Raw genomic sequence first — 24,223 nt, 5'->3', positions numbered from 1 at the left:
CGGGGCCTGCTCCTGCTCGATGACGACCCCGGACTCGCCGGCCGCGCCGTCGATGGTCGGGGCGGAGTACTGGAGGGCGCGGGGGGGCGCGGCTTCCGCCGAGGCCCTTCGCGCGGATCTCGACGTGCGGCTCCGGCAGCGGCACGGCAGGAGTCTCCTCGTCCGCCTCGGCGGCCACGGGCTCCTCCACCGCCTCCTCGACGTGGACCTCGAGGTTGAAGAGGAAGCCGATCGCCTCCTCCTTGATGCCCTCCTGCATCTGCTGGAACATGTCGAAGCCCTCGCGCTGGTACTCGACCACGGGGTCGCGCTGCGCGTAGGCGCGGAGGGTGATGCCCTCCTGCAGGTAGTCCATCTCGTAGAGGTGCTCGCGCCACTTACGGTCGATGACGTTGAGCAGCACCTGACGCTCGAGCTCGCGAACGGCCTCGGCGCCGAGCTCCTCCTCGCGGCGGTCGTACGCGCTGTGGGCGTCCTCGATGAGCTGGACGCGCAGGAATTCGGGGTCGAGCTGGCCGCCCGCCTCCTCCTCGAGGTCCTCGATCGTGACGCCGACCGGGTAGAGCTGCTTGAGGCTGGTCCACAGCTGCTCGAGGTCCCAGTCCTCGGAGGTCTCGCCGAGGGAGGTGGCGCCGACGACGTAGGCGCCGATGACGTCGTCGATCATGTTGCGGACCTGCTCGCTGAGGTCCTCGCCGTCGAGCACGCGCTTGCGCTCGGCGTAGATGACCTTGCGCTGCTTGTTGAGCACCTCGTCGTACTTCAGAACGTTCTTGCGGATCTCCGCGTTCTGCGCCTCGATCTGGGTCTGCGCGCTCTTGATCTGGCGCGTGACCATCTTCGACTCGATCGGCACGTCCTCGGGGATGTTGAACCGGTCCATGACGGCCTCGACCGCGCTGGCGCGGAAGCGGCGCATGAGCTCGTCCTGCAGCGAGAGGTAGAAGCGCGACTCGCCGGGGTCGCCCTGCCGGCCGGAACGGCCGCGGAGCTGGTTGTCGATGCGGCGGGACTCGTGCCGCTCGGTGCCGAGCACGTAGAGGCCGCCGGCGTCGGTGACCTCGTCGGACTCCTCCTCGACCAGCTTCTCGAACTCGGGCAGGATCTCCGCGAACGCCTTCTCGTACTCCTCCGGCGTCTCGTCCTCGGTGATCCCGCGCTGGCGCAGCTCGGCGTTGGCGAGGTATTCCGCGTTGCCCCCGAGCAGGATGTCGGTGCCACGGCCGGCCATGTTGGTCGCGACCGTCACCGCGCCCTTGCGGCCGGCCTGCGCGACGATCTCCGCCTCCTTGGCGTGGAACTTCGCGTTCAGCACGGCGTGCGGGACACCCTTGCGGCGCAGCAGCTGGGACAGCAGCTCGGACTTCTCGACGGAGACGGTGCCGACGAGGATCGGCTGGCCGAGGCTGTGGCGCTCGACGATGTCCTCGACGACGGCGTTGTACTTCGCCTTCTCCGTCTTGTAGATCACGTCGGGGTGGTCCACGCGGATCATCGAGCGGTGCGTCGGGATGGAGACCACGCCCACGCTGTACACCTTGTTGAACTCCGCGGCCTCCGTCTGCGCCGTTCCGGTCATGCCGGAGAGCTTGCCGTAGAGGCGGAAGAAGTTCTGCAGGGTGATCGAGGCAAGGGTCTGGTTCTCCTGCTTGATCTCGACGCCCTCTTTGGCCTCGATGGCCTGGTGCATGCCCTCGTTGTAGCGCCGGCCGTGCAGGATGCGGCCGGTGAACTCGTCGACGATGAGGACCTCGCCCTCGTTGACGACGTAGTCCTTGTCGCGCTTGTAGAGCTCCTTGGCCTTGATCGCGTTGTTGAGGTATCCGACCAGGGGCGTGTTCACCGACTCGTACAGGTTGTCGATGCCCAGCTGGTCCTCGACCTTGGCGACGCCGCGCTCGGTGACGGAGATGGTCCGCTTCGACTCGTCGACGTCGTAGTCGGCCTCGCCCTCCTTGCCCCGCTTGAGGCGGTTCACCACGCGGGCGAACTCCTGATACCACCGGGCGGACTGCTCGGCCGGGCCGGCGATGATCAGCGGGGTGCGGGCCTCGTCGATGAGGATCGAGTCGACCTCGTCGACGATCGCGAAGTTGTGGCCCCGCTGCACGAGCTCGTCGCGCGACCAGGCCATGTTGTCGCGCAGGTAGTCGAAGCCGAACTCGTTGTTCGTGCCGTAGGTGATGTCGCACGCATAGGCGGCCTTGTGCGCGCTGGAGGGCTGGTTGGGCAGCACCGTGCCGACGGTGAGGCCGAGGAAGCGGTGGACCCGCCCCATCCACTCGGCGTCGCGCTGGGCCAGGTAGTCGTTGGTGGTGACGACGTGCACGCCCTTGCCGGACAGCGCGTTGAGGTAGGCCGGGAGCACACAGGTGAGGGTCTTGCCCTCACCGGTCTTCATCTCGGCGATGTTGCCGTAGTGCAGGGCCGCGCCGCCCATGATCTGCACGTCGTAGTGGCGCTGGCCGAGCACCCGGGAGGCCGCCTCGCGCGCGACCGCGAACGCCTCCGGCAGGATGTCGTCCAGCGTCTGACCGTCGGCGAGCCGCTCCTTGAACTGCTCGGTCATGCCGGCGAGCTCTTCGTCGGTCAGGTCGGCATACTCGTCCTCCAGCGAGTTGACGGCGTCGGCGACGGCCTTCAACTTGCGCACCATCCGGCCCTCGCCGGCGCGGAGGATCTTCTCGAAAATCGACACGGGTCAGCGCTCCCTCAAACGTCTGCGACCCATCGTAGGCGGCTTTCCCGCCGACCTGCCGCCCCTGCCTGGCTACTCTTCGGACACTAACCCCCATACTAGGACAAATCACCCGAGGTACCGAGGAAATATCCGTCTCAGGGCGCCGAACGATACGGCAGGATCGGCGTTCATGGACCCGATCGAACTCGCCACCGGTGACGGGCTCGTCCTGCGCGCCTGGCAGCCCGAGGACGCCGTGGACGTCTTCCGGGCGTGCCAGGACCCGCTCATCCAGCGCTGGACCATGGTGCCCGTCCCCTACCTGCTCAAGCACGCCGAGGACTTCACCGGGCCGGTCACCCGGACGGCGTGGGCGGAGCAGACCTCAGCCCCGCTGGGGGTCTTCGACGCCCGCTCGGGTGAACTGCTCGCCTCGGCCGGGCTGGTCGTGCTGGACAAGGCCGGCGGCAACGCGGAGCTCGGCACCTGGGTGGCGCCGTGGGCGCGGGGCCGCCGGGTGGCCGAGCGCGCCGGGCGCGCGGTCGCGCACTGGGCGTTCGAGGTGCTGGGGCTGCGCCGGCTGACCTGGCGCGCCGAGGTGGGCAACCACGCCTCCAAGCTCACCGCCGAGCGGATCGGGTTCACCTTCGACGGGGTCGCGCGCGCCGCGCTGCCCGCGCGCGGGGGCGGCTTCGTCGACGGCTGGCACGGCGTGCTGCTGCCGGGCGAGGTCTGCGACACCCCGCCGGCCTGGGTGGCGCCGGGCGGCCCGGGCGCGCGACGGGCCCAGGCGCTCAGCCACCCGCCCGGCCGCCTGCCGGCCGGCCCGTGCACGCTGCGCCTCCTGCGGGAGAGCGACCTGGACGACGTCGTGGCCACCTTCCGCGACCCGGGCACCGTGCAGTGGACCTCGATCCCGTTGGACTACCGCCCCGAGCAGGGCCTGGACTTCATCCGCCACGCGTACCCGGCGATGTGGCTGCGCGGCACGGGCGTCGGCTTCGCGTTCGCCGACGGCGACGACCGCTTCGCCGGCACCGTCGACCTGCGCATCAGCGCGCTGGACCCGGTGACGGCCGAGGTCGGGTACTCCGCGGCACCCTGGGCGCGCGGGAAGGGCTACACCACGGAGGCCGTGCGGGCCGCGTGCGCCTACGGTTTCGAGCGTCTGGCGCTGGGCCGCATCGTGTGGCGCGCGCACGTGGGCAACAACGCGTCCCGCCGGGTGGCGGAGAAGGTGGGGTTCGAGGTGGAGGGCGTGCAGCGCGACAGTTGCGTCCAGCGCGGCGAGCGCGTGGACGGCTGGGTGGCCACGCTGCTGCCGGGGGACCTCACATGAGCGTCGAGCTGCGGCAGTGGCGCCCCGAGGACGCCGAGACCATCGTCGCCGCCGTCAACGACCCGACGACGCGGCGGTACCTGCCGATGCTCCCGGACCCGTACACCCGCACGGACGCGCTGGACTTCATCGAGCGCGGCGCCAACGAGCGCGCGGTGATCGACGGGGCCACCGGCGAGGTGCTCGGCTGCATCGGCTTCATCCCGCGCGGCCCCGGCGTCGCCTCGGTCGGCTACTGGGTCAGCCCGGCGGCGCGCGGGCGCGGGGTCGCCTCGGCCGCGCTCGGGCGGCTGAGCCGGGAGCTCTTCAAGGGCGAGTTCCATCGGCTGTACCTCGAGATCGAGGCCGAGAACATCGCCAGCCAACGGGTCGCGGTGACGGCCGGCTTCATCCGCGAGGGCATCGCGCGCGGGGGCGGGCGGCGGCCGGACGGCTCGCGGTTCGACATGGTGATCTGGGCGCTGCTCGACGACGATCCGGTCGGCCCGAGCCCGCGGGCGCTGCCCGATCTGCCCGGGGGCCGGCTCACCGACGGCGTGGTGACCCTGCGGCCCCTGGTGCCGGCCGACGCCGGCCCGACGTACACCTTGCGGATCCGGCCCGACGTGAGCGGAAGGTCCGTCGCCGCCGCCCCGCTGGACCTGGCCGTGGTCGAGCGCCACTGCGCCGAGGCCGCCTCGAAATGGCTGGCCGGGCAGCGGGCCGAGCTCACCATCCGCCGGGCGTCGGACGACGAGTACCTCGGCGAGATCGCGCTGTTCTACTTCGAGCCCGCGCTGCGGGAGGCGATGATCGGGTACAGCCTCACGCCCGAGGCGCGCGGCCACGGGTACGCATCGCGGGCCGCCCGCCTGGTCACCGACTGGGGCTTCGAGATCGGCATGGCCCGCATGGTCGCCGGCACCGCCGTGGACAACGTGGCCTCCCAGCGTGTGCTGGAGGCGGCCGGGTACCACCGCGAGGCGCTCCAGCTCGCCCGCCTCCCCGGACCCGACGGAGAGCGAATCGACAACATCGCGTTCGCCAAGGTGCGCCCATCGGTCACCTGAACGTCACGTGACGTTGCCGTACGGCCTCTTTCGTAACATCTATGCGCCGTCGTGCAGTCATTTCCGGGGTGGGTGCCGCCGCCGGTGCGGCCGTGCTGCCCGCCGCCCTCGTCAGCCCCGCCTACGCCGTCGACACCGCCTCGGGCACCGCCTCCGCCACCGCGACCGACCGCCACCGCCCGGCCCGCCCGCTGGTCATCGGCCACCGGGGCGCCAGCGGCCACCGCCCCGAGCACACGCTGGCCTCCTACCGCCTCGCCATCGACCTCGGCGCCGACTACATCGAGCCCGACCTCGTGCCGACCAAGGACGGCCAGCTCGTCGCCCGGCACGAGAACGAGATCGGCGGCACCACGGACGTCTCGACGAAGCCGCAGTTCGCCTCGCGCAGGACCACCAAGACGATCGACGGGCTGACGGTGACCGGCTGGTTCACCGAGGACTTCACGCTCGCCGAGCTCAAGACCCTGCGCGCGGTCGAGCGGCTGCCCTCGGTGCGCCCGCACAACACCATCTACGACGGCCTGTTCGAGGTGCCCACGTTCCAGGAGGTCATCGACCTCGCCCGCGTGGAGGGCAAGCGCGTCGGGCGGACGATCGGCGTGTACCCCGAGACGAAGCACCCGACCTACTTCAACTCGATCGGCCTCGCGCTGGAGCCGCTGGTCGCCCGGGTCCTGAAGCGCAACGGCCTCGCCGGGCGCACGGCCGCCGTGTTCCTGCAGTCGTTCGAGCCGACGAGCATCAAGAAGCTGCGCGGTCTCGTGGACACCCCATCGGTCGTACTGCTCGACGCCACCGGGCAGCCCTTCGACTTCCGCACCAGCGGCGACCCCCGCACCTGGGCCGACCTCGCCAAGCCCGCGGGCCTGGACTACCTCAAGGCGTTCACGGACGGCGTCGGCGCCACGAAGAACCTCGTCGTCGCCCGCGACTCGGCCGGCAACCTGCTGGCGCCCACGCCGCTGATCGGCGACGCGCATGCGCGCGGCCTGAAGGTGCACGCGTGGACGTTCCGCAACGAGAACCAGTTCCTGCCGCTGAACCTGCGCACCGGCAACGACCCCAACGCCTGGGGCAACGTCCTCGAGGAGATCGGGGTCTTCCTGGCCGCCGGCCTCGACGGGCTCTTCGCCGACTACGCGGACACGGCGGCACTGGCCCGCGACCTGCACCTACAGGCCACGAACCGCTGAACCGCCCCGCGGCGCGGACGCCCGGCGCAGACGCGGACGCCCAGCGTGGGACGACCGTCGGCCCGCGCAGCTGCGCGGGCCGACGGTGAGGGGATTGGACAACCGGCCCCGGTGGGCCACCCGGGGCAGCGGACGGCCCACCGGGGCACGGTCGTGCTCGGTGTGATGCTCGACGACGATCCGGCGTCGAGCCCGACACAGATGTTCGGCGTGGGCTCCGGCTACATGCCGAGGCTCATGACGCCGTAGTCGTACGCACGGCGGCGGTAGACCACGCTCGGGCGTCCCGACTCCTTGTCGTTGAACAGGTAGAAGTCGTGGCCGAGCAGCTCCATGTGGAACAGTGCATCGTCCACGGTCATCGGCTCACCGGGGTGTTCTTTCTCGCGCACGATGTGCCACGGCTGGTCGTCGGCTTCCTCGATGAGCTCGAAGCCCTCGGCGCGCTCGGCCTGGACCGGCGTTTCGGCCCTGGTGGCGAGCGCGGTCGTGGTGTGCCGCTCGGGTGGCGTGAATGCGAGTGACGCGGTCGCGGCGGCGACGGACACCGGCGCGTGCCGGCCCCGGTGCACTCGCCGCCGATCTGCGGCGCGGCTCAGCCGGCTGTCAAGCTTGCTGATCGCGGCGTCCAGGGCGCTGTAGAAGTCGGCGGCGCAGGCCTCCGCTCGGATCACCGGACCACGTGAGTAGCACGTGATCTCGACTCGCTGGCAGTGATCGGATTGGCGCGGATTGCGCTCGTGAAACAACTCGACGTCGACGCGGATGAGCTTGTGGTCGTAGCGCTCGATCTTCTGCAGCTTGTCTGCCACGTGCTGCCGGTAGTGATCGGGCACCTCGACGTTGCGGCCCTTGACGACGATGTCCACTCCTGACCTCCCCCACGGGTTCTTCCAGAGAAACGGGTTCGGGTTTCGGTATCGAGACTCGGCCGGAACGCGCCTCCCCAGAGGCTGAGCCCACGCGGCACGCGACCGAACAGCGGGTGTCAGGTCCTCCCTTCGCGGCCTTCTCGCCGCGGCTCACCAGGAGCGCCGCCGTGGCGAGCATTGGTCGTCTCTCGACGTTAAACCGAGGACAGCCGCTAGTCACCCCCCGTTCAAAAGAACGGTCAGTTCCCCGCCCGAAACCCACCCCGAGGGATTACCCCACGCTACGCAGGAAGTAACATTCGGTATAAATCGACCAAATCGCGTGATCCACTACTGACGTAGCGTAGTGCCGCGTACCGTCCACCCGGCCCGCCGTCGTCCACTCAGCCGAGCCGAACCCCGCTGAACCACGCCGTCCGCCGGCACCCGCTCCGAGCCGTCCGCCACCCCCGGAGCCGAGCCATCCGCCGGCACCCGCCCCGAACCGTCCGCCGGCATCCGCTCCAAACCCCGCCGAACCGGACTCCGCCCGGCCGACGCGCCAACCACCACACCGTCCGGCGCCGCCCGGCCGTAGTCTCGATCGCCCGCCGCCCAGCCGGTGTCTCGCCGCACCGCGTCGCGCTTGGCGCCCCCGCGGCGAGTCCCGTCCCGCTGCGTCGCGGCGAGCACGGCCGCGCCGTCGACCCGCACGCCCGCCCCCGCGAGCCGTTCCGCCGCCGCGGCCAGGGTGACCCCGGTGGTGACGATGTCGTCGAGGAGTACGACCGCGGCGCCCTCACGGTTCACCAGAGCCCGCAGCGCCGCCGCGGGCCGGGGCCGCACCGCGAACGCGTGCCGGGCCGCCACCGCGCGCCGGGCGGCCGTGAGCTCCGCCGAGTCGTCGTGCCGGGGAAGCGCCCGCAACGGCCGCGCGATCGCGACCCCGGGCCGCCCGCGCGCCGCCGCCCGGGCCAGGCGAAGCATGTGATCCCCGTGCCGCCGCCGCACGGCCGCCGCCGTGGCGGGGACGGGCACCAGCACGACCGGCCCACCGGCCACGGCCCGATCCACCACGCGGCCGAGCTGAGCCCCGAGCACCCCGCTCAACTCGTGGCGATTCTTCTCCTTGTACTGCACAATCGCCCGCCGCACCGCCCCCGCGTACGCCGCGAGCGCGAAGGTCACCGGCATCCCCTCCGGCGACGGATCCGGCGAGGTCCGCTGCGGCCGGGCCCCCTCCATCGCCGAACGGCACCGCTCGCACAACGCCCGCGGCGAGGGCTCGTCACACCCCGCACAGGTGGCCGGCAGCACCAGGTCGAGCAACGACTCCGCCAGCCCCCACGCTCCAGCCCGCATCGACTCACCCACCCCGGCCAAGCCCCACCACAGGCCGGTTTAGTCCGCGTAGAAGGGGGCAGTGACGAGTGCAGCGGGGTTGGGTTCCGGCGTCACGGGGATGGGGTCGTTGCTTGTCGAGTACATGCGCTGGGCCACCCCGTTCGCCTCGGAGACGATCGAGTAGTCCAGCGGGAAGCCCGGACGGTTCACGCGCGTCACCAGCTGGGTGACGTCCGTCGCCGCGTCCGTCGTGCGCGAGAAGGCCGGCAACGGCTCCTCCTGCGCACCGTCGATGGTGACGGCCACGATGTTGTACCGCGGGCCGTCGTTGCCCACACCGATCGGGTGCACCGACCGGGGGGACGGCTTGCCGCCCACGGCCAGCGTCGTCTCCGTGAGCCAGCCGACCGCCTGGCTGTCGCCGAGCGACGTGGTCACCGGCTGCGCCGTGCCGATGCTGAACTTGTTGCTGTCCTTGTCGTAGAGCAGCGGCGCGACCATGAGCTGCCGGTTGGAGACGAACGCGATGCGCCGGCCCTCGGGCGCCACCGCGAAGGCCGTGATCGCCGCGCTCGACAGCGCGCCGAGCTCCACGGGGTCGTACTCCTTGTTGCCCTCCTCCGTGCGGCTCACCCACAGCTGGTTGCCATCGGCGATCATCAGGCGCTTGACCGGATAGCTGATCCAGGCCGGCCGGCTCAGCCGCGGCGCGGCGATGCCGACGTCGGCGTATTTGGGCGTGCCGCCCACCGACTGGTCCGGCGTGTAGACGAGCAGGTGCTGCTCGCTTTTGCCGGCGGTCTGGGACTTGGTCACGAGCGCCGCCCGGCTGCCCTGCCGGTTGATCGCCGCCGACACGACCCCCTTGTTCTGACCGCCGGGCATGAACAGCGGGTTTTCGGTCACACCCGAGCTCAGGGTCATGCTGCGCACGGCCTCGTTGACGATCACGTAGACCTTGCCCTGGTCCACCGTCGCCGCCTCGACCGCGGGGTTGTAGTCGAGATACCCCTCCGAGTCCACGCCGGAGTCCTGGTTCTCGATGGTGAGCTTCACCGGCTTGTGGTCGGGCAGCGACCAGCGGATCTGCCACGCGAGCCGGACCAGGTCGTCCTTGCTCTGCGCGGCCGCCTTGCCGTTGAGGTTCACCCTGATGTCGTTGTCCTCGATGACCGGGTTGTCCGGGACCGTCAACGAGTTCAACCACTTGTTCACCACGGGCGACAGCAGCTGCCCCGGGCCGTTCTGCAGCCACCCCAGCGTCTCGGCCACCTGCTTGGCCGGCGACAGCGAGCTGGGCATGTATCGCAGCTCCGGCACCAGCCGCGGGCTGTCGCCCCCGTTGCTCCAGAAGTAGATGGGCTGCTGCGCATACCACTCCCGCAGGCCCGACTCGCTTATGTAGATGTAGTCGGTCGGCACGTCCTGCAGCCGGCGCTGGCCACCGACCAGGACCGTGGAGAAGGTCGCCGTCGGCAGCGGGCCACCCTTCCAGCCGGTGACCTCGCCGTTGGCGTTGAGGACACCCAGCGGCGTCAGCTTCACCTCGGCGGTGTCGCGGCCGTTGCCGTTGGGGACCGGCTCGATGCGCGGGTCCCGCACGATGACCACGCTGCCCGGCTTCTGCGGCTTCCAGGCGTCGGCCGTCGAGCCGACCATGAACAGCTTCATCCGTTTCAGCGCCTCTTTGTTGGCGTCGTCCGGCTCGCCCCCGTCACCGCCGCCACCCAGGTTGGCCCCGACCGACGCCTGCAGGAACCGCTCGATCAGCTGCTCCGAGGTCATCCCGTCGGTGGGCTTCGGCGGCGTCTTCTGGCCGCCCTGGGCCGCGGCCGGGCTCTGCGCCGGGCCCGCGTATCTCGGCTCGGTATGCGACGGCAGCCCGCACCCGCCGCCGAGCACGGCGAACGCGGCGAGCGTCGCCACCATGGCCAGCCCCCGCCGCAGCCGGGCGGCCACGACGGTCCGGGGAGCCGGCGGAGCCGGGGAAGGGCGGAACGAGCGGGTCACGGGGTCTCGCCGATCAGCGCGGCCTCGTCGGCGCGGGCGTCGTCCGGCACGAGCCGCAGCGGCGAGGAGACCAGCCGGTCCCCGCTGCGGGCCGGCAGCGTGAGGCGGAACTGGGCGCCCTTGCCGGCCGCGCCCCAGGCCTCCAGCCAGCCCCCGTGCAGGCGGGCGTCCTCGAGGCTGATGGACAGGCCGAGGCCGGTCCCACCCGTCTGCCGGGCGCGCGAGGGGTCGGCGCGCCAGAACCGGTTGAACACCAGCTTCTCCTCCCCCGGCTTGAGCCCGACGCCGTGGTCGCGGACGGTCACGGCGACGGCCGAGCTGTCGGCGGCCAGGGTCACCACGACCGGCTTGCCCTCGCCGTGCTCGACCGCGTTGCCGACGAGGTTGCGCAGCACGCGCTCGACGCGGCGCGGGTCGACCTCGGCGATGACGTCGCCCTCGGGCACGACGACCTTCAGCTCGACCTTGCACCGCTCGGCGAGCGACTGGAGCTGGTCGGTGACCCGCCGCACGACGGGGACCAGGTCGGTGGGCTCGGCGTCCAGCGCGGCGAACCCGGCGTCGAACCGGCTGATCTCCAGCAGGTCGGTGAGCAGGCCCTCGAACCGGTCGAGCTCGGCCTGCAACAGCTCCGCGCTGCGGGCCGCGGCCGGGTCGAACTCGTCGCGCGAGGCGAAGAGCAGGTCGGCCGCCATCCGCACGGTCGTCAGCGGCGTCCGCAGCTCGTGCGACACGTCGGAGGTGAACCGCCGCTGCAGCCGGGACATCTCCTCCAGCCGCACGATCTGGCGCTGGAGGTTGGCGGCCATCTGGTTGAACGCGGCGGCGAGCCGCGCCAGATCGTCCTCCCCGCGCACCACCATGCGCTGATCGAGCAGGCCGGCCGAGAGCCGCTGGGCGGTGCGCGCGGCCACCCGCACGGGCGTGACCACGAGCCGGGTCATCATGGCCGCGATGAGGGCGAGCAGTGCGACGAGCGCGATGCCGGTCCCGGTCACGACGGCGCCCGTGAACCGGACGAGCTCGTCCTCGTTGTCGAGGGGAATCACGTAGTACAGCTCGATCGGCACCGAGCCCACCGCGACGGGGGTGCCCATCACGAGGTATTTCTGCGTGCCGTCGCCGATGTTCAGCGTGGCGATCTGCTGGTAGGTGCCGCCCTTCGACCCGACCACGAGTGACCGCAGGCCATTGACCTGCGGGTCGTTCATCACGTCCTTGTCGCGGGTGGGCGGCCAGGAGGCGGCCAGGGGCCCGCTGCGGCGCAGCATGACGACCTCGGCCCGCTGGTTGTTGATCGACCCGTAGAGCTGGGTGACGACGTTCTTCACGCTCGGCGGCAGGCCCGGGTCGTCGGGCTGGGTGAAGCCGGCGAGCTCGCGCATCGCGTAGGAGGACCCGCTGTCGATCATCGACTTGGACTGGTCGAGCTTGCCCTCCAGCACGCTGTTGCTGATCAGCGACGCGACCGTGTAGCTGAAGGCCAGCACGAGCGCGGCGGAGAGCGACAGCGTGATGCCGACGACCCGGAACTGCAGCGAGCGGCGCCACTGCCGGCGGGCGACGGCCCAGAGCCGGCGCAGCCGCCGGCTCATGGCCTGCGGGACGAGCCGCCGGGGTCGCAGACGGCGGGCTCGCACGATGATGGGGTCGATGCGCACCACGAAAGGCCTATCCGGTCCCGGCCTTGTAGCCGACGCCACGCACGGTCAGGATGATCTCCGGCTTCTCGGGATCCGGCTCGATCTTGGCCCGCAGGCGCTGCACGTGAACGTTGACCAGGCGCGTGTCGGCCGCGTGGCGGTAGCCCCAGACCTGCTCGAGCAGCACCTCGCGGGTGAACACCTGCCGCGGCTTGCGGGCGAGCGCGACCAGCAGGTCGAACTCGAGCGGGGTCAGCTTGACCTCCTCGCCGTCGCGCATCACGGTGTGCGCGGGCACGTCGATGGTGATCTGGTTCCCCGGCGGCCCTATGGTCAGCAGCTCCGGCGCCACGTCCTCGCCCCGGCGCAGCCGCGCGCGCATGCGGGCGACGAGCTCCTTGGGCTTGAACGGCTTCATCACGTAGTCGTCGGCACCCGACTCCAGGCCCAGCACCACGTCGACCGTGTCGCTCTTGGCGGTGAGCATCACGATCGGCACGCCCGACTCGGCCCGGATGGACCGGCACACGTCGATCCCGCTCATCCCGGGGAGCATGAGGTCGAGCAGCACGATGTCGGGGCGGGTGTCCCGGAAAGCGGCAAGAGCGCGCTCACCGTCTGCGACGAAGGACGGCAGGAAGCCCTCGCTGCGCAGGACGATGCCGAGCATCTCGGCGAGGGCGGGGTCGTCGTCGACCACCAGGACACGGGCTCTCATGCGGTCCAATATTTCACCTCGACGCCCGAAGTTGGGAACCCGATCGCCGATCTTGGAATTTTCGCGCCCGGTAGTGTCGATCTCGTGACGCTCGGTAATCAGGCCACCCGGAGTCGCGCGGGCCGACTACGGTGTCCCGCGTGGAGGAGACCCGGGCCGTGATACCGATGCGTCCGCTCACCTTCGGGGAGCTGCTCGACGCCGCCGTGTCGCTACTGCGTGCCCAGGCCCCGCTGCTGCTGGGCACCGCCTTCGTGCTCTCCGCCGTCCAGCAGGTGCTGCTCTACCCGCTGCGGGAGTGGGCGCACATGCGGCCGCCGGCCTACTGGCTCGACCTCGACGACCACCCCGCCGAGTCCTGGATGGTGTTCTGCGTCTCCATGGCGCTGGAGGCCGGGATCCTGACGCTGCTCGGCGGGTTCGCGGGCGCCGCGGCCGGCCCGGGCCTGCTCGGCCGCAAAGCCCGCGGCCGGGACCTGCTGCGCCAGGTGGCCCGCCGCGCGCTACCGCTGGGCGTGATCGCGCTGGCGACCACCGCCCTGATCTTCGTCACGGCGTTCATGCTCATGCTGCCCTGGCCGCTGCTCTACGGGCTGCTCGGGCTCGCCCCGGCCGCCCTGGTGGTCGACCGCGTCGGGCCGTTCGCGGCCATCGGACGCTCGTTCAAGCTCGCCGGGCGCGGGCTGCGGGGCATGTCCATCCGGGTCGGGGGCTACGTCAGCTGGGCGGCCATCCGCATCGCCCTCGGCCTCGGCGGCGGGGCGCTGCTCGAGATCTGGCTGCGGCCCTACACCACCGGTTACGCGATCGCCATGGTCGCCGTCTGGGTGGTCGTCGACACGGTGGCATACGCGATGCTCGCCTGCGTCGACGCCGTGCTCTACCTGGAGATCCGGATGCGGGTGGAGGGGCTGGACGTGGCGATCGGGCGCCTGCGCCGTCTCAACCGCCCGATCGACCTGGCCGGATCGGTCATCCTCGGGGCGGCGGTCCGATGACCCGGGCCTGGGCCGGCTTTCTGCAGGCCGTCGACGACCTGATCGGCGTGCCGCTGGCGACGCTGCTGCTGATCGTCGCCGCGATCGCGTTCGGCCTGCTGTACTACTTCTACCCGAGATGGATCCCCCGGCGCTTCCCCAGCCTGCGCCTGCGCCGCCAGCGCAAGGCCAAGCAGGACAGCGAGCAGCTCGACGTCGACCTCGGCGCGGACGAGGAGCCCGAGCCCGAGGCGGAGCCGTCCGATGGCGAGGAGGTCCCCGAGCTGCCCGCGCACGTGTTCGCCTCCCTGGCCGACCGGCTCGCCGCCGAGGGCCGCTACGCCGAGGCCGTCCGCGAGCGACTCCGCTCGATGGTCCGCGGCCTCGTCGAGCGCCAGGTCCTCGAGCACGCGCCCGGGATGACCGTCACCGAGCTGGCCCGCGCGGCCGGCGCGGCCCGCCCCGCCGTCGAGGCGCCCATGCGCAGCGCGTCCGGGATCTTCTCCGACATCTGGTACGGCGAGCGTCCGGCCACCGCCGAGCACGACAGTCGCATGCGGGAACTCGCCGCGGAGGTCGGCCGATGACCACGACGGCGACGCAGCCGACGCCGTCGGCAACGGCGAAGAAGCCCAAGAAGCCGCGCAATTGGCGATGGCTGCGACTCGTCGTGCCCCCGGCGGCCACGCTGCTGCTCATGCTCGTGGGCACGCTCGTCTACCAGGCGGGCGAGCCGAGCGACGACGACCCCGCGTTCCTCTCCCCCACCAGCCGGGCCGGCATCGGCGCGGCCGACCTCGCCGACCGGGTGCGCCGGGCGGGCGTCGAGGTCGTCGCCGAGCAGAAGAGCTCCGACGCGCTCGTCGCCGCCTCGGCCGGCAACGCCACGCTGCTGATCACCACGCCGCAGCTGATGCACAAGTACTACCTGCGCATGCTCAAGGTCCTCCCGTCCTCGACCCGCGTGGTGATCGTCGAGCCGAACGCGAGCGCGATCGTCGACGGGCTGCTGCCGATGCGGGGCACGAGCCGCAACTACATCGCCAAGACCGCCGCGCCCGGCTGCTCCTACGCGCCCGCGGCCAAGGCCGGGACCGCGGCGGTGGTGCGCACCCGCTACGGCTCGCTGGACGAGGACCTCGGCCGCGAGGTCGCGCGCTGCTACGCCGACTCACTGGTGGTGTACGAGCGCGCCGCCGTCACCGTGACCGTCGTGGGCTCGGCGGACGTGTTCCGCAACGACCGCATCGGCGAGCACGGCAACGCGGCGCTCGCCACCGGGCTGCTCACCGCGGCGCCCCGGCTCATCTGGCTGGACCTGCACCGGCGCGAACCCCCGCCCGGCATCACGAACGACCCCGCGCTCGCGGGGGCCTCGGGCGCGCCGCCGTCGCTGCGCCCCGTCGACCCGTCCAACCCGGCGGACCCGGCCGACCGCGACTTCCCGCAGCCGGGCCAGCGCGCCACCGGCAACCAGCCCACGAGCCAGGCCAACTCGAAGAACGAGGACCCGAAGCCGCCGCGGGAGCCGCCCAACCCGCTCTGGAGCGCGTTCCCGCCGTGGACGTACGTCGCGACCGCCCTCGTCGTGCTCGGCGTCATCGCGCTCGCGGTGGCGATGGCCCGGCGGCTCGGCGCGCCCGTGGTCGAGCCGCTGCCGGTGGTCGTGCGCTCCAGCGAGACCGCGATCGGCCGGGGCCGGCTCTACCAGCGCGCGAAGGCCCGCGGCGAGTCGCTGCAGGTGCTGCGCGACGCCGCCTTGGCCCGGCTGGTCCGGCTGCTGCGCCTCGCGCCCGACGTCGAGCGGCCGGTTCTGGTCGCGGCGGTCGCGGCGAGCAGCGGCTGGCCGCCGCCCTCGGTCGAGCACACGCTCTTCGGGCCGCCGCCCGACACCGACGACGAGCTGGTCGCCGCGGCGCAGCGCCTCGAGCAGCTGGTCAACGCCGTCACAACCGAACAACCCGGGACGCAGCCGGCCCCGGCCGCCCCATTCGAAGGAGAGCCACGGTGACCGACATCGCCACCCCGCTGATCGAAGGCTCGCCGGAGGCCGGCGCGCAGCAGGCCCGGGCCGCGCTCGGGCGCCTGCGCGCCGAGGTGGCCAAGGTCGTCGTCGGGCAGGACGCGGTGGTGACCGGCATGGTCATCGCGCTGCTCGCCCGCGGCCACGTGCTGCTGGAGGGCGTGCCCGGCGTCGCCAAGACGCTGCTCATCCGCACCATCGCCGCGGCGCTGGACCTCGACTCGAAGCGGGTGCAGTTCACCCCCGACCTGATGCCCGGCGACGTCACCGGCTCGCTGATCTTCGACGCCCGCACCGCGGAGTTCCAGTTCCGCGAGGGGCCGGTCTTCACCAACCTGCTGCTCGCCGACGAGATCAACCGGACCCCGCCGAAGACCCAGGCCTCGCTGCTGGAGGTCATGGAGGAGCGGCAGGTGTCGGTCGAGGGCACCGCGCGCCCGCTGCCCGACCCGTTCCTGGTCGCCGCGACGCAGAACCCGATCGAGTACGAGGGCACCTACCCGCTGCCGGAGGCCCAGCTCGACCGGTTCCTGCTCAAGCTCACGGTCCCGCTGCCGACCCGCGACGAGGAGCTCGGCGTGCTGCGGGCGCACCACCGCGGCTTCGACCCGCGCAAGCTGCGCGAGGCCGGCGTGCAGTCGGTGGCCACCGCGGCCGACCTGGCCCTCGGGCGCGCCGCGGTGCAGCGGGTGCAGGTGGCCGACGGTGTCCTGGCGTACATCGTCGATCTCTGCCGCGCGACCCGCACCTCGCCGTCGCTGGAGCTGGGCGCCTCCCCGCGCGGGGCGACCGCGCTGCTGGCCGCGTCCAAGGCGTGGGCCTGGCTCACCGGGCGCGACTACGTGACCCCGGACGACGTGAAGGCCCTGGCCCGCCCGACGCTGCGCCACCGCGTGCGCCTGCGGGCCGAGGCCGAGCTCGAGGGTGTCACCACGGACAACGTGCTCGAGTCGGTGCTGGCCACCGTGCCGACCCCGCGATGATCACCTGGCGGGCCGCGGCGCTGCTCGGCGGCGGGGCCGTGATCCTGGCGCTCGTCGGCGTCATCGCGGGCGACACGATCCCGGCCGCCGGGCTGTGGGTCGCGGCCGGGGTGCTCGTGCTCGCCGTCGCCGGCGCGTGCGCGCTGGACTGGCACAACGCCGCGTCGCCGAAGCTGCTGCGGATGAGCCGCACCGGCGACCAGTCGCTCTGGCTGGGCGAGTCCGGCCAGGTGAGCCTGCTGCTGCAGAACCGCTCCGACCGGGTCCTCACCGGCCGGGTGCGCGACGCCTGGGTGCCGTCCGCGGGCGCCGCGCCCGCGATGCACGACGTGCGGATCGAGCCGGGCCGCGCGGTCGCCGTGGCCACCACGCTCACCCCGACGCGGCGCGGCGACCGCCCGGCCGTGCGGGTGCTGGTGCGCTCGGTCGGGCCGCTCGGGCTGATGTACCGCCAGACGAGCCGGCGAACCGCGGACCGTCTCACGCCGGCGTGGCGGTTGCGGGTGTACCCGCGCTTCCACAGCCGCCGCCTGCTGCCGGAGAAGCTCTCGCGCCTGCGCGTGCTGGACGGCTCGGTGGTGACCCGGGGCCGCGGCCAGGGCACCGAGTTCGACACGCTGCGCGAATACGTGGTCGGCGACGACGTGCGCTCGATCGACTGGCGGGGCAGCGCCCGGCGCTCCGACGTCGTGGTGCGCACCTGGCGGCCCGAGCGCGACCGGCGCCTGGTGTGCGTGCTCGACACCGGCCGCACCTCCGCCGCCCGCATCGGCGACGAGCCCCGCCTGGACGCGGCCATGGACGCCGCCCTCCTGCTCGCATCCGTGGCCGCCCGCGCGGACGACCGCGTCGACCTGCTGGCCGTGGACACCGCCGTGCGCGCGTCGGTCACCAACGTCGACAAGCGCACGCTGCTGTTCCGCCTGGTCACGACCATGGCCCCGCTGGAGCCGGCGCTGGTGGAGACCGACTTCGGCCTGGTCGCGGGCGAGGTGCTGCGCCGCGAGCGCAAGCGGGCCCTGGTCGTGCTGTTCACCGCCCTGGAGCCCGGCGCGCTCGGCGAGGGGCTGCTGCCCGTGCTGCCCCAGCTCGCCGCGCGGCACAAGGTGATCGTCGCCGCCGTGCACGACCCGGAGCTGATCCGCATGGCGCACGTGACGCCCGACGCCACCCCGGCCGACGTGTACGCCGCGGCCGCCGCCCAGCGCGCCCTGGCCGAGCGCGACCGGGTCGCCGCCGCCCTGCGCCGCCACGGCGTCGAGGTCGTGGACGCCCCCGCGGACGAGTTCGCCTCCCGGCTGACCGATCACTACCTCGCGCTCAAGGCCACCGGCCGGCTCTGATCCGCCAGCCGCGGCAGCAGCACCGGGGTGCCGAGGATCAGCAGGCCCGCGACCAGCAGCGCCGTGCGCGGGCCGGTGAGGTCGGCGAGCACGCCGCCGAGCGCGCTCAGCACGGCGATGGACAGGCCGCTGCCGATCGACCAGGCCGACAGGGCGCGGGCGACGCGCTCCTTCGGGATCTCCTCGAGCCGGTACGCGGCCAGGACCGGGTTGAACAGGCTCATGCTCACGATGATCGCGAGCTCGACGGCGATCACGGTCGCGAGCCCGACCGGACCGGGCTGGACGAACGCGAGGCCGACCAGCCAGACCACGCGCAGGGTGCCGACCACGCGCACGACCCGCCGCCGGCCCCACCGGGCCACGACCCGCGGCGCCAGGCGCGAGCCGAGCAGCCCGCCGAGGCAGGGAGCGGCGAAGGCGAGCCCGTACTGCCACGGCGGAAACCCGAGCTCGCGCAGCAGGAGCACGGCCAGCAGCGGCTCGGTCGCCATGATCAGGCCGCTCACGAGCACCTGGTTCGCGTACAGCAGCCGCAGACCGGGATGGCCGAACAGAAACCGCCACCCCTCCAGCAGCTCGCCGAGCCGGGTCCGGCGGACGAGCGGCGCGGGGCGCTCCTCGCGGTCCCGGATCGCGGCGATCCCCAGCGCCGACAGCAAGTAGCTCGCCGCGTCCGCCACGATGCTCGCGACCGGCCCGAACAGCCCGACCGCGGCGCCGCCGAGCGGCGGCCCGACCGCGATGGAGCTCCAGTTCGTCGACTCGAGGCGGGCGTTGGCCACGAGCAGGTCCCCGGGCTCGACCACCCGCTTGAGGTAGGCGCCGCTCGCCGAGTTGAACGCGATCTTGGCCGCCGCGACGACCGCCGAGACCACGAGCAGCTGGACGAAGCCGAGGATCCCGATGGCGTACGCGACCGGAATGGTCATCATCGCGGCGAACCGGGCCACGTCCATGGCGATCATCACCGGCCGCTTGCGCCGGAACTCGACCCACGGGCCGAGCGGGAGCGCGATCAGCGCGCCGACCGCCGGGCCGATCGCCGAGAGCGCGGACACCTGGCCCGGGCCGGCGTCCAGCGCGAGGACCGCGATGAGCGGGAGGGCGCCGAAGCCGAGTCCGGAGCCGTACGCGCTGACCGCGTACGCCGCCCACAGCCAGCCGAACCGCGCACCCAGATCCCGTCGAGCCACGCCGCCGATCTCAGCAGGCCGGGGCCGCCGCGATCAAACAACGCGCCCGCCGGGGCGCCACAACGGCCCGTTGTGCACATAGGGTCGGCGGCGTGGATCTCGACGCCGTGCGTACCTTCGTCGCCGCCGCGGACGCCGGGCAGTTCCAGGTCGCCGCGGCGGAGCTGGCGGTCACGCAGCAGGCCGTGTCCAAGCGCATCGCGGCCCTCGAGCGGGATCTCGGGGTGCGCCTGTTCACCCGCACGGCCCGCGGCGCCCGGCTCACCGTCGACGGGCAGGCGTTCCTGCCGCACGCGCGGGAACTGCTGCGCGTCGCCGAGCGCGCGGACGCCTCGGTGCGACCCGGGAAGCGGGCCCTGCGCGTCGACGTCGTCAACCGCCGGATCGCGGCGGCGGTGCTGCTGCAGGAGTTCTACCGGGAGTACCCCCGCATCGACCTCGACGTCGTGACGCTCAGCGGCGACGTGGACGCGGCCGTGGCGGCGCTGCAGGCCGGGACGATCGACGCCACCTTCCACGCCGTGCCCGGGCCTGCGCACCGGCTGCCGGAGGGGATCGGGGCCGCCCGCGTGATCGACGAGCCGCACGAGCTGCTCGTGGGGCCGCGCCACCCGCTCGCCGACGCCGAGTCGGTGACGCCGGCGGCGCTCGTGGGGCACCGCATCCGCATGCCGGGGCTGGCCCCCGGCACCGAGTGGGCCGCGTACTACGACGAGCTCGCCGCCGCCTTCGGCCTCACGATCGACGTGGTCGGGCCGATCTTCGGCAACGAGGCGCTGCTGGCCGAGATCGCCGAGTCCCCCACGGTGTCCACGCTGGTCGGGGCGGGCTCGTGGTACATGTGGCCGGACGCGTACGACCTGCGCCGCATCCCGGTGCGCGGGCCGGCCCCGATTTACCCGATGTCGCTGCTCTGGCGCCTGGACAACCCGCACCCGGGACTCGACCGGCTGCGCTCGTACGCGGTCGCGAAGCACGCGGCCCCGGACGGCGAGGTCTGGACGCCCGCGTGGGTCAGGCGACCGGGAGCGACTCCTGGGCGATCTCTCCCTCGATAGCCGTCGTCGCGCCCTCCAGGTGGGCCCGGCGCCCGAGCACGAAGACGTAGACCAGGAACGCGGCCCAGACCACGAAGCCGATGAAGTCGCGCACGATGTAGGGCAGCATGCTCGCCGGGGTCACGAACGCCTCCAGCAGGCCGCTGACCAGGAGCACGGCGACGAGCCCGAGGGCGACCAGCATGCCCTCCATCGCCGTCTCGGCGAGCGCGCGGCCGCGGGTGCGCAGCGGGCCCGGGGCGACCCAGGACCAGCCGATGCGCAGGCCCACGCCCGCCCCGACGAACACGGCGGTCAGCTCCAGCAGGCCGTGCGGGACGATGAGCCCGAAGAACGTGTCGGCTCGGCCGTAGCCGATCATGACCCCGCCGATGAGCCCGACGTTCATGGCGTTCTGGAACAGCAGGTACACGACGGGGAAGAAGACCACGCCCGCGGCCAGGCACTCGCCGGTGAGCAGCGCGTTGTGGGTCCACACGCGCAGGAACTGGTTCTGCGGGAGGTACTGGCTGTAGTAGCCCTCGAACTCCTCGTTGACCAGCGCGCTGATCTGGGCGTCGGAGAGGAAGTACCCGGCCACCGAGGGGTTGGCCGCCACGTATCCCATCAGCGCGAACGTGAACAGCGAGAACACGGTCGCCACGCCGCACCACCAGGGCCACGCGCGGTACACGGCCATCGGGAAGGTGTGGGTGAAGAAGCGCACCACCGTGGCGGGCGAGAACGAGGGGGTGCCCGTGAGCGCGTTGCGGGCACTCAGGACCAGCCGGGACAGCCGCGCGACCAGAATCGGGTCGGGCGAGCGGCTGCGGATGAGGCTCAGGTGGGTGGCGGCGCGCTGGTACAGCGCCACGAGCTCGTCCGCCTCGGCCGCGCCGAGCTTGCGGCGCTTCGCCAGCTCCTCCAGGCGCCGCCACTCGATGTTGTGCTCGGCGACGAAGGCGTCCAGGTCCACTCCGGCAGCGTAGACGGCCCCCGCACGCCCCGGGTGCCCGTTCTGCCCGGCTGCGGCCCCCACGAGGTGCGCGGCTGTAGCAAACTGTCAGCCATGACCGACCCCTCGGCCGCGGCCGCCCCCGGCGAGCGCCTCGTCAGCGGCGAGGCCGTCGAGCTCGAGGTGCGCGTGGCCCGGGCCGGTTCCCGCGTCCTCGCCCTGATGCTCGACATCGTGCTCCAGTGCCTGCTGCTGGTCGCGCTGCTCTTCGCCACCGCCCTGGTGGTCTGGCTGACCCTGCGCGCGAACGTCTTCGACGGGGGCCTGTTCCAGGCGATCATCGTGATCCTGCTGGCCGTCACCCTGATCGGGTATCCGGTGTTCTGGGAGACCCTCCTGCGCGGCCGGACGCCCGGCAAGGCGGCGATGGGGCTGCGCGTGGTCCGCGACGACGGCGGCCCGGTGCGATTCCGCCACGCTCTCGCCCGCGCCCTCGTCGGCATGGCGGTCGAGTGGCCGGGCCTGCTCTTCCCGGTGGTCTCCTGGCTGGGCAGCCTGGGCGTGCTGATGCTGAACCCGAGCGGTAAGCGCATCGGCGACCTGGTCGCCGGCACGATCGTGATCCACGAGCGCACCCCGGCCGGCTGGGGCTGGGTCCCGGCCATGCCCCCGCCCCTGGTGCGCTGGGCCGCCCTGCTCGACCTGACCGGGCTGGACGACAGCCTGGCGCTGGCCGTGCGGCACTTCCTGGCCCGCAACCGCGAGATCGCCGAGCCCGCGCGCACGGCCCTGGGCCAGGCCCTCGCCCGCGAGGTGTCGCAGCGCACGACGCCCCCGCCGCCCCCGGGCGTGCCGGGCTGGGCCTACCTGGCCGCGGTCCTGGCCGAGCGGCACCGGCGGTCGAGCCACCGCCTGGCGAAGGCCCGGGCGGCCTCGGCGGCGGTGTGGCCGGGGCTGTACGCGGTCGTCACGCCGCGCTTCCAGCCCCCGAAGCACCAGCCCAGCGTGACCAGCTCGTGGGCGCCGCCGCAGCCGCCGGCCGACCGGCCGCCGATGCCGCGCCCGCCGGTCCCGCACGCCTGACCAGGCGGTCCCGCACGCGCGATCAGGCGGAGCGCAGGCCCCACTCGCCGATGTTGTACGTCGGGCCCCACACGGACGGGTTGTCGCGGATGTTGGCGTACTCCGAGTAGGTGAACGTGAGCGTCGGGCGCTGCATGAGCGGCAGCACGTACGCGTCCTTCGTCAGCAGGTCGTCGGCCTGGTTCAGCAGGTCCGCCGCGTGCCGCGGGTCCACGTCCGTCGCCGCCGAGTGCACCAGCCGGTCCAGCTCCGGGTTCGTGTACCCGCCGTAGTTGCCCGCGGCCCCCGTGGACCAGCGCCGCTCGGCCGCGCCTTGGTAGAGCGGGCCGTTCACGAAGTCGGCCAGCACCAGGTCGAAGTCGGCGGAGGTCAGGGTCTGCGGCAGGCTGTCGGTGGCCTCGGGGTGGGCGTCGATCCCGATGTTCTTCAGCGCGGCCGAGATCAGCTCGGCCGCGGCCGCGCGGGTGGCGTTGCCCTTGTCGTAGCGCAGCCGCAGCGCCGGCACGGCCTCGCCCGCCTTCGTGGACAGGCGGCCGTTGTCCAGCTTGTAGCCGGCGCCGGTGAGCAGCTTCTTCGCCTTCTCGGTGTCGCCGGTGCCCTGGCCGGTGCCGGAGATCACGTCCTTGTAGGCGGTGTCCCCGGGCACGAAGTTGTGGCTGCCCAGCGGCTTGAGGTTCTTGTCGAAGGCGCCGTACGTCTTCTCGACCACCGTCTTGACGCTCACCGCGGTGAACAGCGCGCGGCGCAGGACCGGGTCGGCGAGGTACTTGTTGCGCACGTTGAGCGTCAGGTTCTCCCACGCGTAGCTCTCACCCACCGAGTAGATCACCCCGGGCGTGCCCGCCACGCCGGCGACGAGGGCCTGGCTCGGGCTCGGCGACATGCCGGTGAGCTCCTTGGCCTTCAGCGCGGGCAGGATCGCGTTGGGATCGGTGATGAACTTGAACGTGATGGTGTCGAGGCTCGGCTTGATCTTGCCGTACCACTTGTCGTTCTTCTTGAGCACCAGGCTCTGGCCCTGGTTGTAGCTGTCGACCTGGTAGGGGCCGCCGGACCAGGTCGGCACCGTGCGGGCGAACCAGTCGGACGCGGCCGCGATGCCGGCGGGCTTGGCCAGGTCGAAGCCCTGCTTGGTGGCCAGGTGCGAGGGGTACAGCCCGTCGTTGGAGAAGATGCCCTTCCAGTCGCCGAAGGTCTTGCCGTCGGTGAAGGTCATCGTGACGGTCTTGCCGCCGTCGGAGCCGACGATGCTCTTGATCACGTCGTAGCCGGCGGTGGCCGCGGGCGTGCAGTTCGAGCAGTGCGCCGGGTTGCCCGAGTTCTGCTTCCACGCGAAGACGAAGTCGTCGGCGGTGATCGGGATGCCGTCGCTCCAGACCGCGTCGGGACGGATCTTGTAGACGATCGTCTCGGGGTTCTGGTTGGTGATGTCGGCCGAGCTCACCAGGTCGGCGTTGAGCTGGAGGCGGCCCTGCGGGTCGACCTTGAACACCTGCGGCAGGAGGCCCGACAGCGCCTGCTTGGTCGCGGGCGAGGCGCCGTCGCGGGTGTTCACGTTCCAGTTGGCGATGGGCTGTTCGAGGCCGTACGTATACGCCCCGCCGAGCTTGAGATCGCCACCGTTGCAGGTGGTCGGGTTCTTCTCGCAGTCCGCGAACCCGATGGTGGCCGTCGGTGACGGCTTGCTGGAGCCGCCGCCGGTGCACGCGCCGAGCAGCAGCGCGGCCACCGCCAGCGCCGTGATCGAGCCCCGCATCTGCCTTCCAGTTACAAACGCCACCCGGCCACCATAGGGG

General features: G+C 72.4%; 18 protein-coding genes and 1 pseudogene. 10 read left to right on the top strand and 9 right to left on the bottom strand.

From position 1 onward, the window contains the following. Window positions 1–29: 29 nt before the first annotated feature. Window positions 30–2,698, bottom strand: a pseudogene (gene secA / locus AC6JBM_RS48815) (preprotein translocase subunit SecA); the annotation flags it as partial. A 172-nt stretch (window positions 2,699–2,870) separates the two neighbouring features. Between secA and AC6JBM_RS48810 the strand changes: the two are divergent. Genes AC6JBM_RS48810 through AC6JBM_RS48800 form a run of 3 tightly spaced genes read left to right on the top strand, consistent with a single transcriptional unit; the run spans window position 2,871 to window position 6,264 of the window. Continuing rightward, entirely contained in the window at window positions 2,871–4,019 is a 1,149-nt protein-coding gene (locus tag AC6JBM_RS48810) for a GNAT family N-acetyltransferase (RefSeq protein ID WP_497980393.1), read from the top strand. Further along, a complete protein-coding gene (locus AC6JBM_RS48805; protein ID WP_497980392.1) occupies window positions 4,016–5,068 on the top strand; it encodes a GNAT family N-acetyltransferase in 1,053 nt (350 codons plus the stop codon). The genes AC6JBM_RS48810 and AC6JBM_RS48805 overlap by 4 nt, the downstream gene beginning before the upstream one ends. Before the next feature lie 41 nt (window positions 5,069–5,109). Then, a complete protein-coding gene (locus AC6JBM_RS48800; protein WP_497980391.1) occupies window positions 5,110–6,264 on the top strand; it encodes a glycerophosphodiester phosphodiesterase in 1,155 nt (384 codons plus the stop codon). A 221-nt stretch (window positions 6,265–6,485) separates the two neighbouring features. Here the strand turns inward: AC6JBM_RS48800 and hpf are convergent, their stop codons facing one another. The 5 genes from hpf to mtrA form a co-directional block, all read right to left on the bottom strand. Next, entirely contained in the window at window positions 6,486–7,133 is a 648-nt protein-coding gene (hpf, locus tag AC6JBM_RS48795) for a ribosome hibernation-promoting factor, HPF/YfiA family (protein WP_350612100.1), read from the bottom strand. Window positions 7,134–7,466: 333 nt separating this feature from the next. Next, the gene (locus AC6JBM_RS48790) at window positions 7,467–8,477 is read right to left on the bottom strand and encodes a ComF family protein (protein WP_497980390.1); all 1,011 of its coding nucleotides are present in this window, start codon (window positions 8,475–8,477) and stop codon (window positions 7,467–7,469) included. A gap of 39 nt (window positions 8,478–8,516) precedes the next feature. After that, entirely contained in the window at window positions 8,517–10,469 is a 1,953-nt protein-coding gene (locus tag AC6JBM_RS48785; protein WP_497980389.1) for an LpqB family beta-propeller domain-containing protein, read from the bottom strand. After that, window positions 10,466–12,064 (bottom strand): MtrAB system histidine kinase MtrB, encoded by a 1,599-nt coding sequence (gene mtrB, locus AC6JBM_RS48780; RefSeq protein WP_497986706.1) that lies wholly within the window; start codon window positions 12,062–12,064, stop codon window positions 10,466–10,468. The genes AC6JBM_RS48785 and mtrB overlap by 4 nt, the downstream gene beginning before the upstream one ends. Before the next feature lie 76 nt (window positions 12,065–12,140). Next, the gene (gene mtrA / locus AC6JBM_RS48775) at window positions 12,141–12,830 is read right to left on the bottom strand and encodes an MtrAB system response regulator MtrA (RefSeq protein WP_223098678.1); all 690 of its coding nucleotides are present in this window, start codon (window positions 12,828–12,830) and stop codon (window positions 12,141–12,143) included. A 140-nt stretch (window positions 12,831–12,970) separates the two neighbouring features. Between mtrA and AC6JBM_RS48770 the strand changes: the two genes are divergently transcribed. From AC6JBM_RS48770 to AC6JBM_RS48750, 5 genes are read left to right on the top strand one after another with little or no spacing between them, the layout of a single operon-like run. Continuing rightward, window positions 12,971–13,828 (top strand): hypothetical protein, encoded by an 858-nt coding sequence (locus tag AC6JBM_RS48770; protein WP_497980388.1) that lies wholly within the window; start codon window positions 12,971–12,973, stop codon window positions 13,826–13,828. Next, the gene (locus tag AC6JBM_RS48765) at window positions 13,825–14,394 is read left to right on the top strand and encodes a DUF4129 domain-containing protein (protein ID WP_497980387.1); all 570 of its coding nucleotides are present in this window, start codon (window positions 13,825–13,827) and stop codon (window positions 14,392–14,394) included. The genes AC6JBM_RS48770 and AC6JBM_RS48765 overlap by 4 nt, the downstream gene beginning before the upstream one ends. Beyond that, a complete protein-coding gene (locus AC6JBM_RS48760) occupies window positions 14,391–15,818 on the top strand; it encodes a DUF4350 domain-containing protein (protein ID WP_497980386.1) in 1,428 nt (475 codons plus the stop codon). Before AC6JBM_RS48765 ends, AC6JBM_RS48760 begins: the two co-directional genes overlap by 4 nt. Before the next feature lie 5 nt (window positions 15,819–15,823). Beyond that, complete coding sequence (locus AC6JBM_RS48755) at window positions 15,824–16,813, top strand: AAA family ATPase (protein WP_350612153.1); 990 nt, start codon at window positions 15,824–15,826, stop codon at window positions 16,811–16,813. Then, window positions 16,810–18,156 (top strand): DUF58 domain-containing protein, encoded by a 1,347-nt coding sequence (locus AC6JBM_RS48750; RefSeq protein ID WP_497980385.1) that lies wholly within the window; start codon window positions 16,810–16,812, stop codon window positions 18,154–18,156. Before AC6JBM_RS48755 ends, AC6JBM_RS48750 begins: the two co-directional genes overlap by 4 nt. Here AC6JBM_RS48750 and AC6JBM_RS48745 read toward each other — a convergent pair. Continuing rightward, window positions 18,123–19,352 (bottom strand): MFS transporter, encoded by a 1,230-nt coding sequence (locus AC6JBM_RS48745; RefSeq protein WP_497980384.1) that lies wholly within the window; start codon window positions 19,350–19,352, stop codon window positions 18,123–18,125. The two genes, AC6JBM_RS48750 and AC6JBM_RS48745, sit on opposite strands and share 34 nt — an antisense overlap. A gap of 92 nt (window positions 19,353–19,444) precedes the next feature. On the opposite strand from AC6JBM_RS48745, the gene AC6JBM_RS48740 reads away from it, so the two are divergent. Continuing rightward, a complete protein-coding gene (locus AC6JBM_RS48740) occupies window positions 19,445–20,410 on the top strand; it encodes a LysR family transcriptional regulator (protein WP_497980383.1) in 966 nt (321 codons plus the stop codon). Here the strand turns inward: AC6JBM_RS48740 and AC6JBM_RS48735 are convergent. Then, a complete protein-coding gene (locus AC6JBM_RS48735; RefSeq protein WP_497980382.1) occupies window positions 20,367–21,365 on the bottom strand; it encodes a stage II sporulation protein M in 999 nt (332 codons plus the stop codon). The genes AC6JBM_RS48740 and AC6JBM_RS48735 overlap by 44 nt on opposite strands. Window positions 21,366–21,458: 93 nt before the next feature. On the opposite strand from AC6JBM_RS48735, the gene AC6JBM_RS48730 reads away from it, so the two are divergent. Then, window positions 21,459–22,427: an RDD family protein gene (locus AC6JBM_RS48730; RefSeq protein ID WP_497980381.1), complete on the top strand. Its 969-nt coding sequence runs from the start codon at window positions 21,459–21,461 to the stop codon at window positions 22,425–22,427. A 22-nt stretch (window positions 22,428–22,449) separates the two neighbouring features. On the opposite strand, the gene AC6JBM_RS48725 is transcribed toward AC6JBM_RS48730, so the two are convergent. Continuing rightward, window positions 22,450–24,207 carry an ABC transporter family substrate-binding protein gene (locus tag AC6JBM_RS48725; protein WP_497980380.1) on the bottom strand — a complete coding sequence of 586 codons (1,758 nt, stop codon included), beginning with the start codon at window positions 24,205–24,207 and terminating at the stop codon, window positions 22,450–22,452. Window positions 24,208–24,223 lie beyond the last annotated feature (16 nt).

Source organism: Dactylosporangium thailandense, from assembly GCF_059739745.1.
The sequence above is the reverse complement of the archived record's forward strand: the minus strand, read 5'-3'. Positions and strand labels throughout refer to the sequence as shown.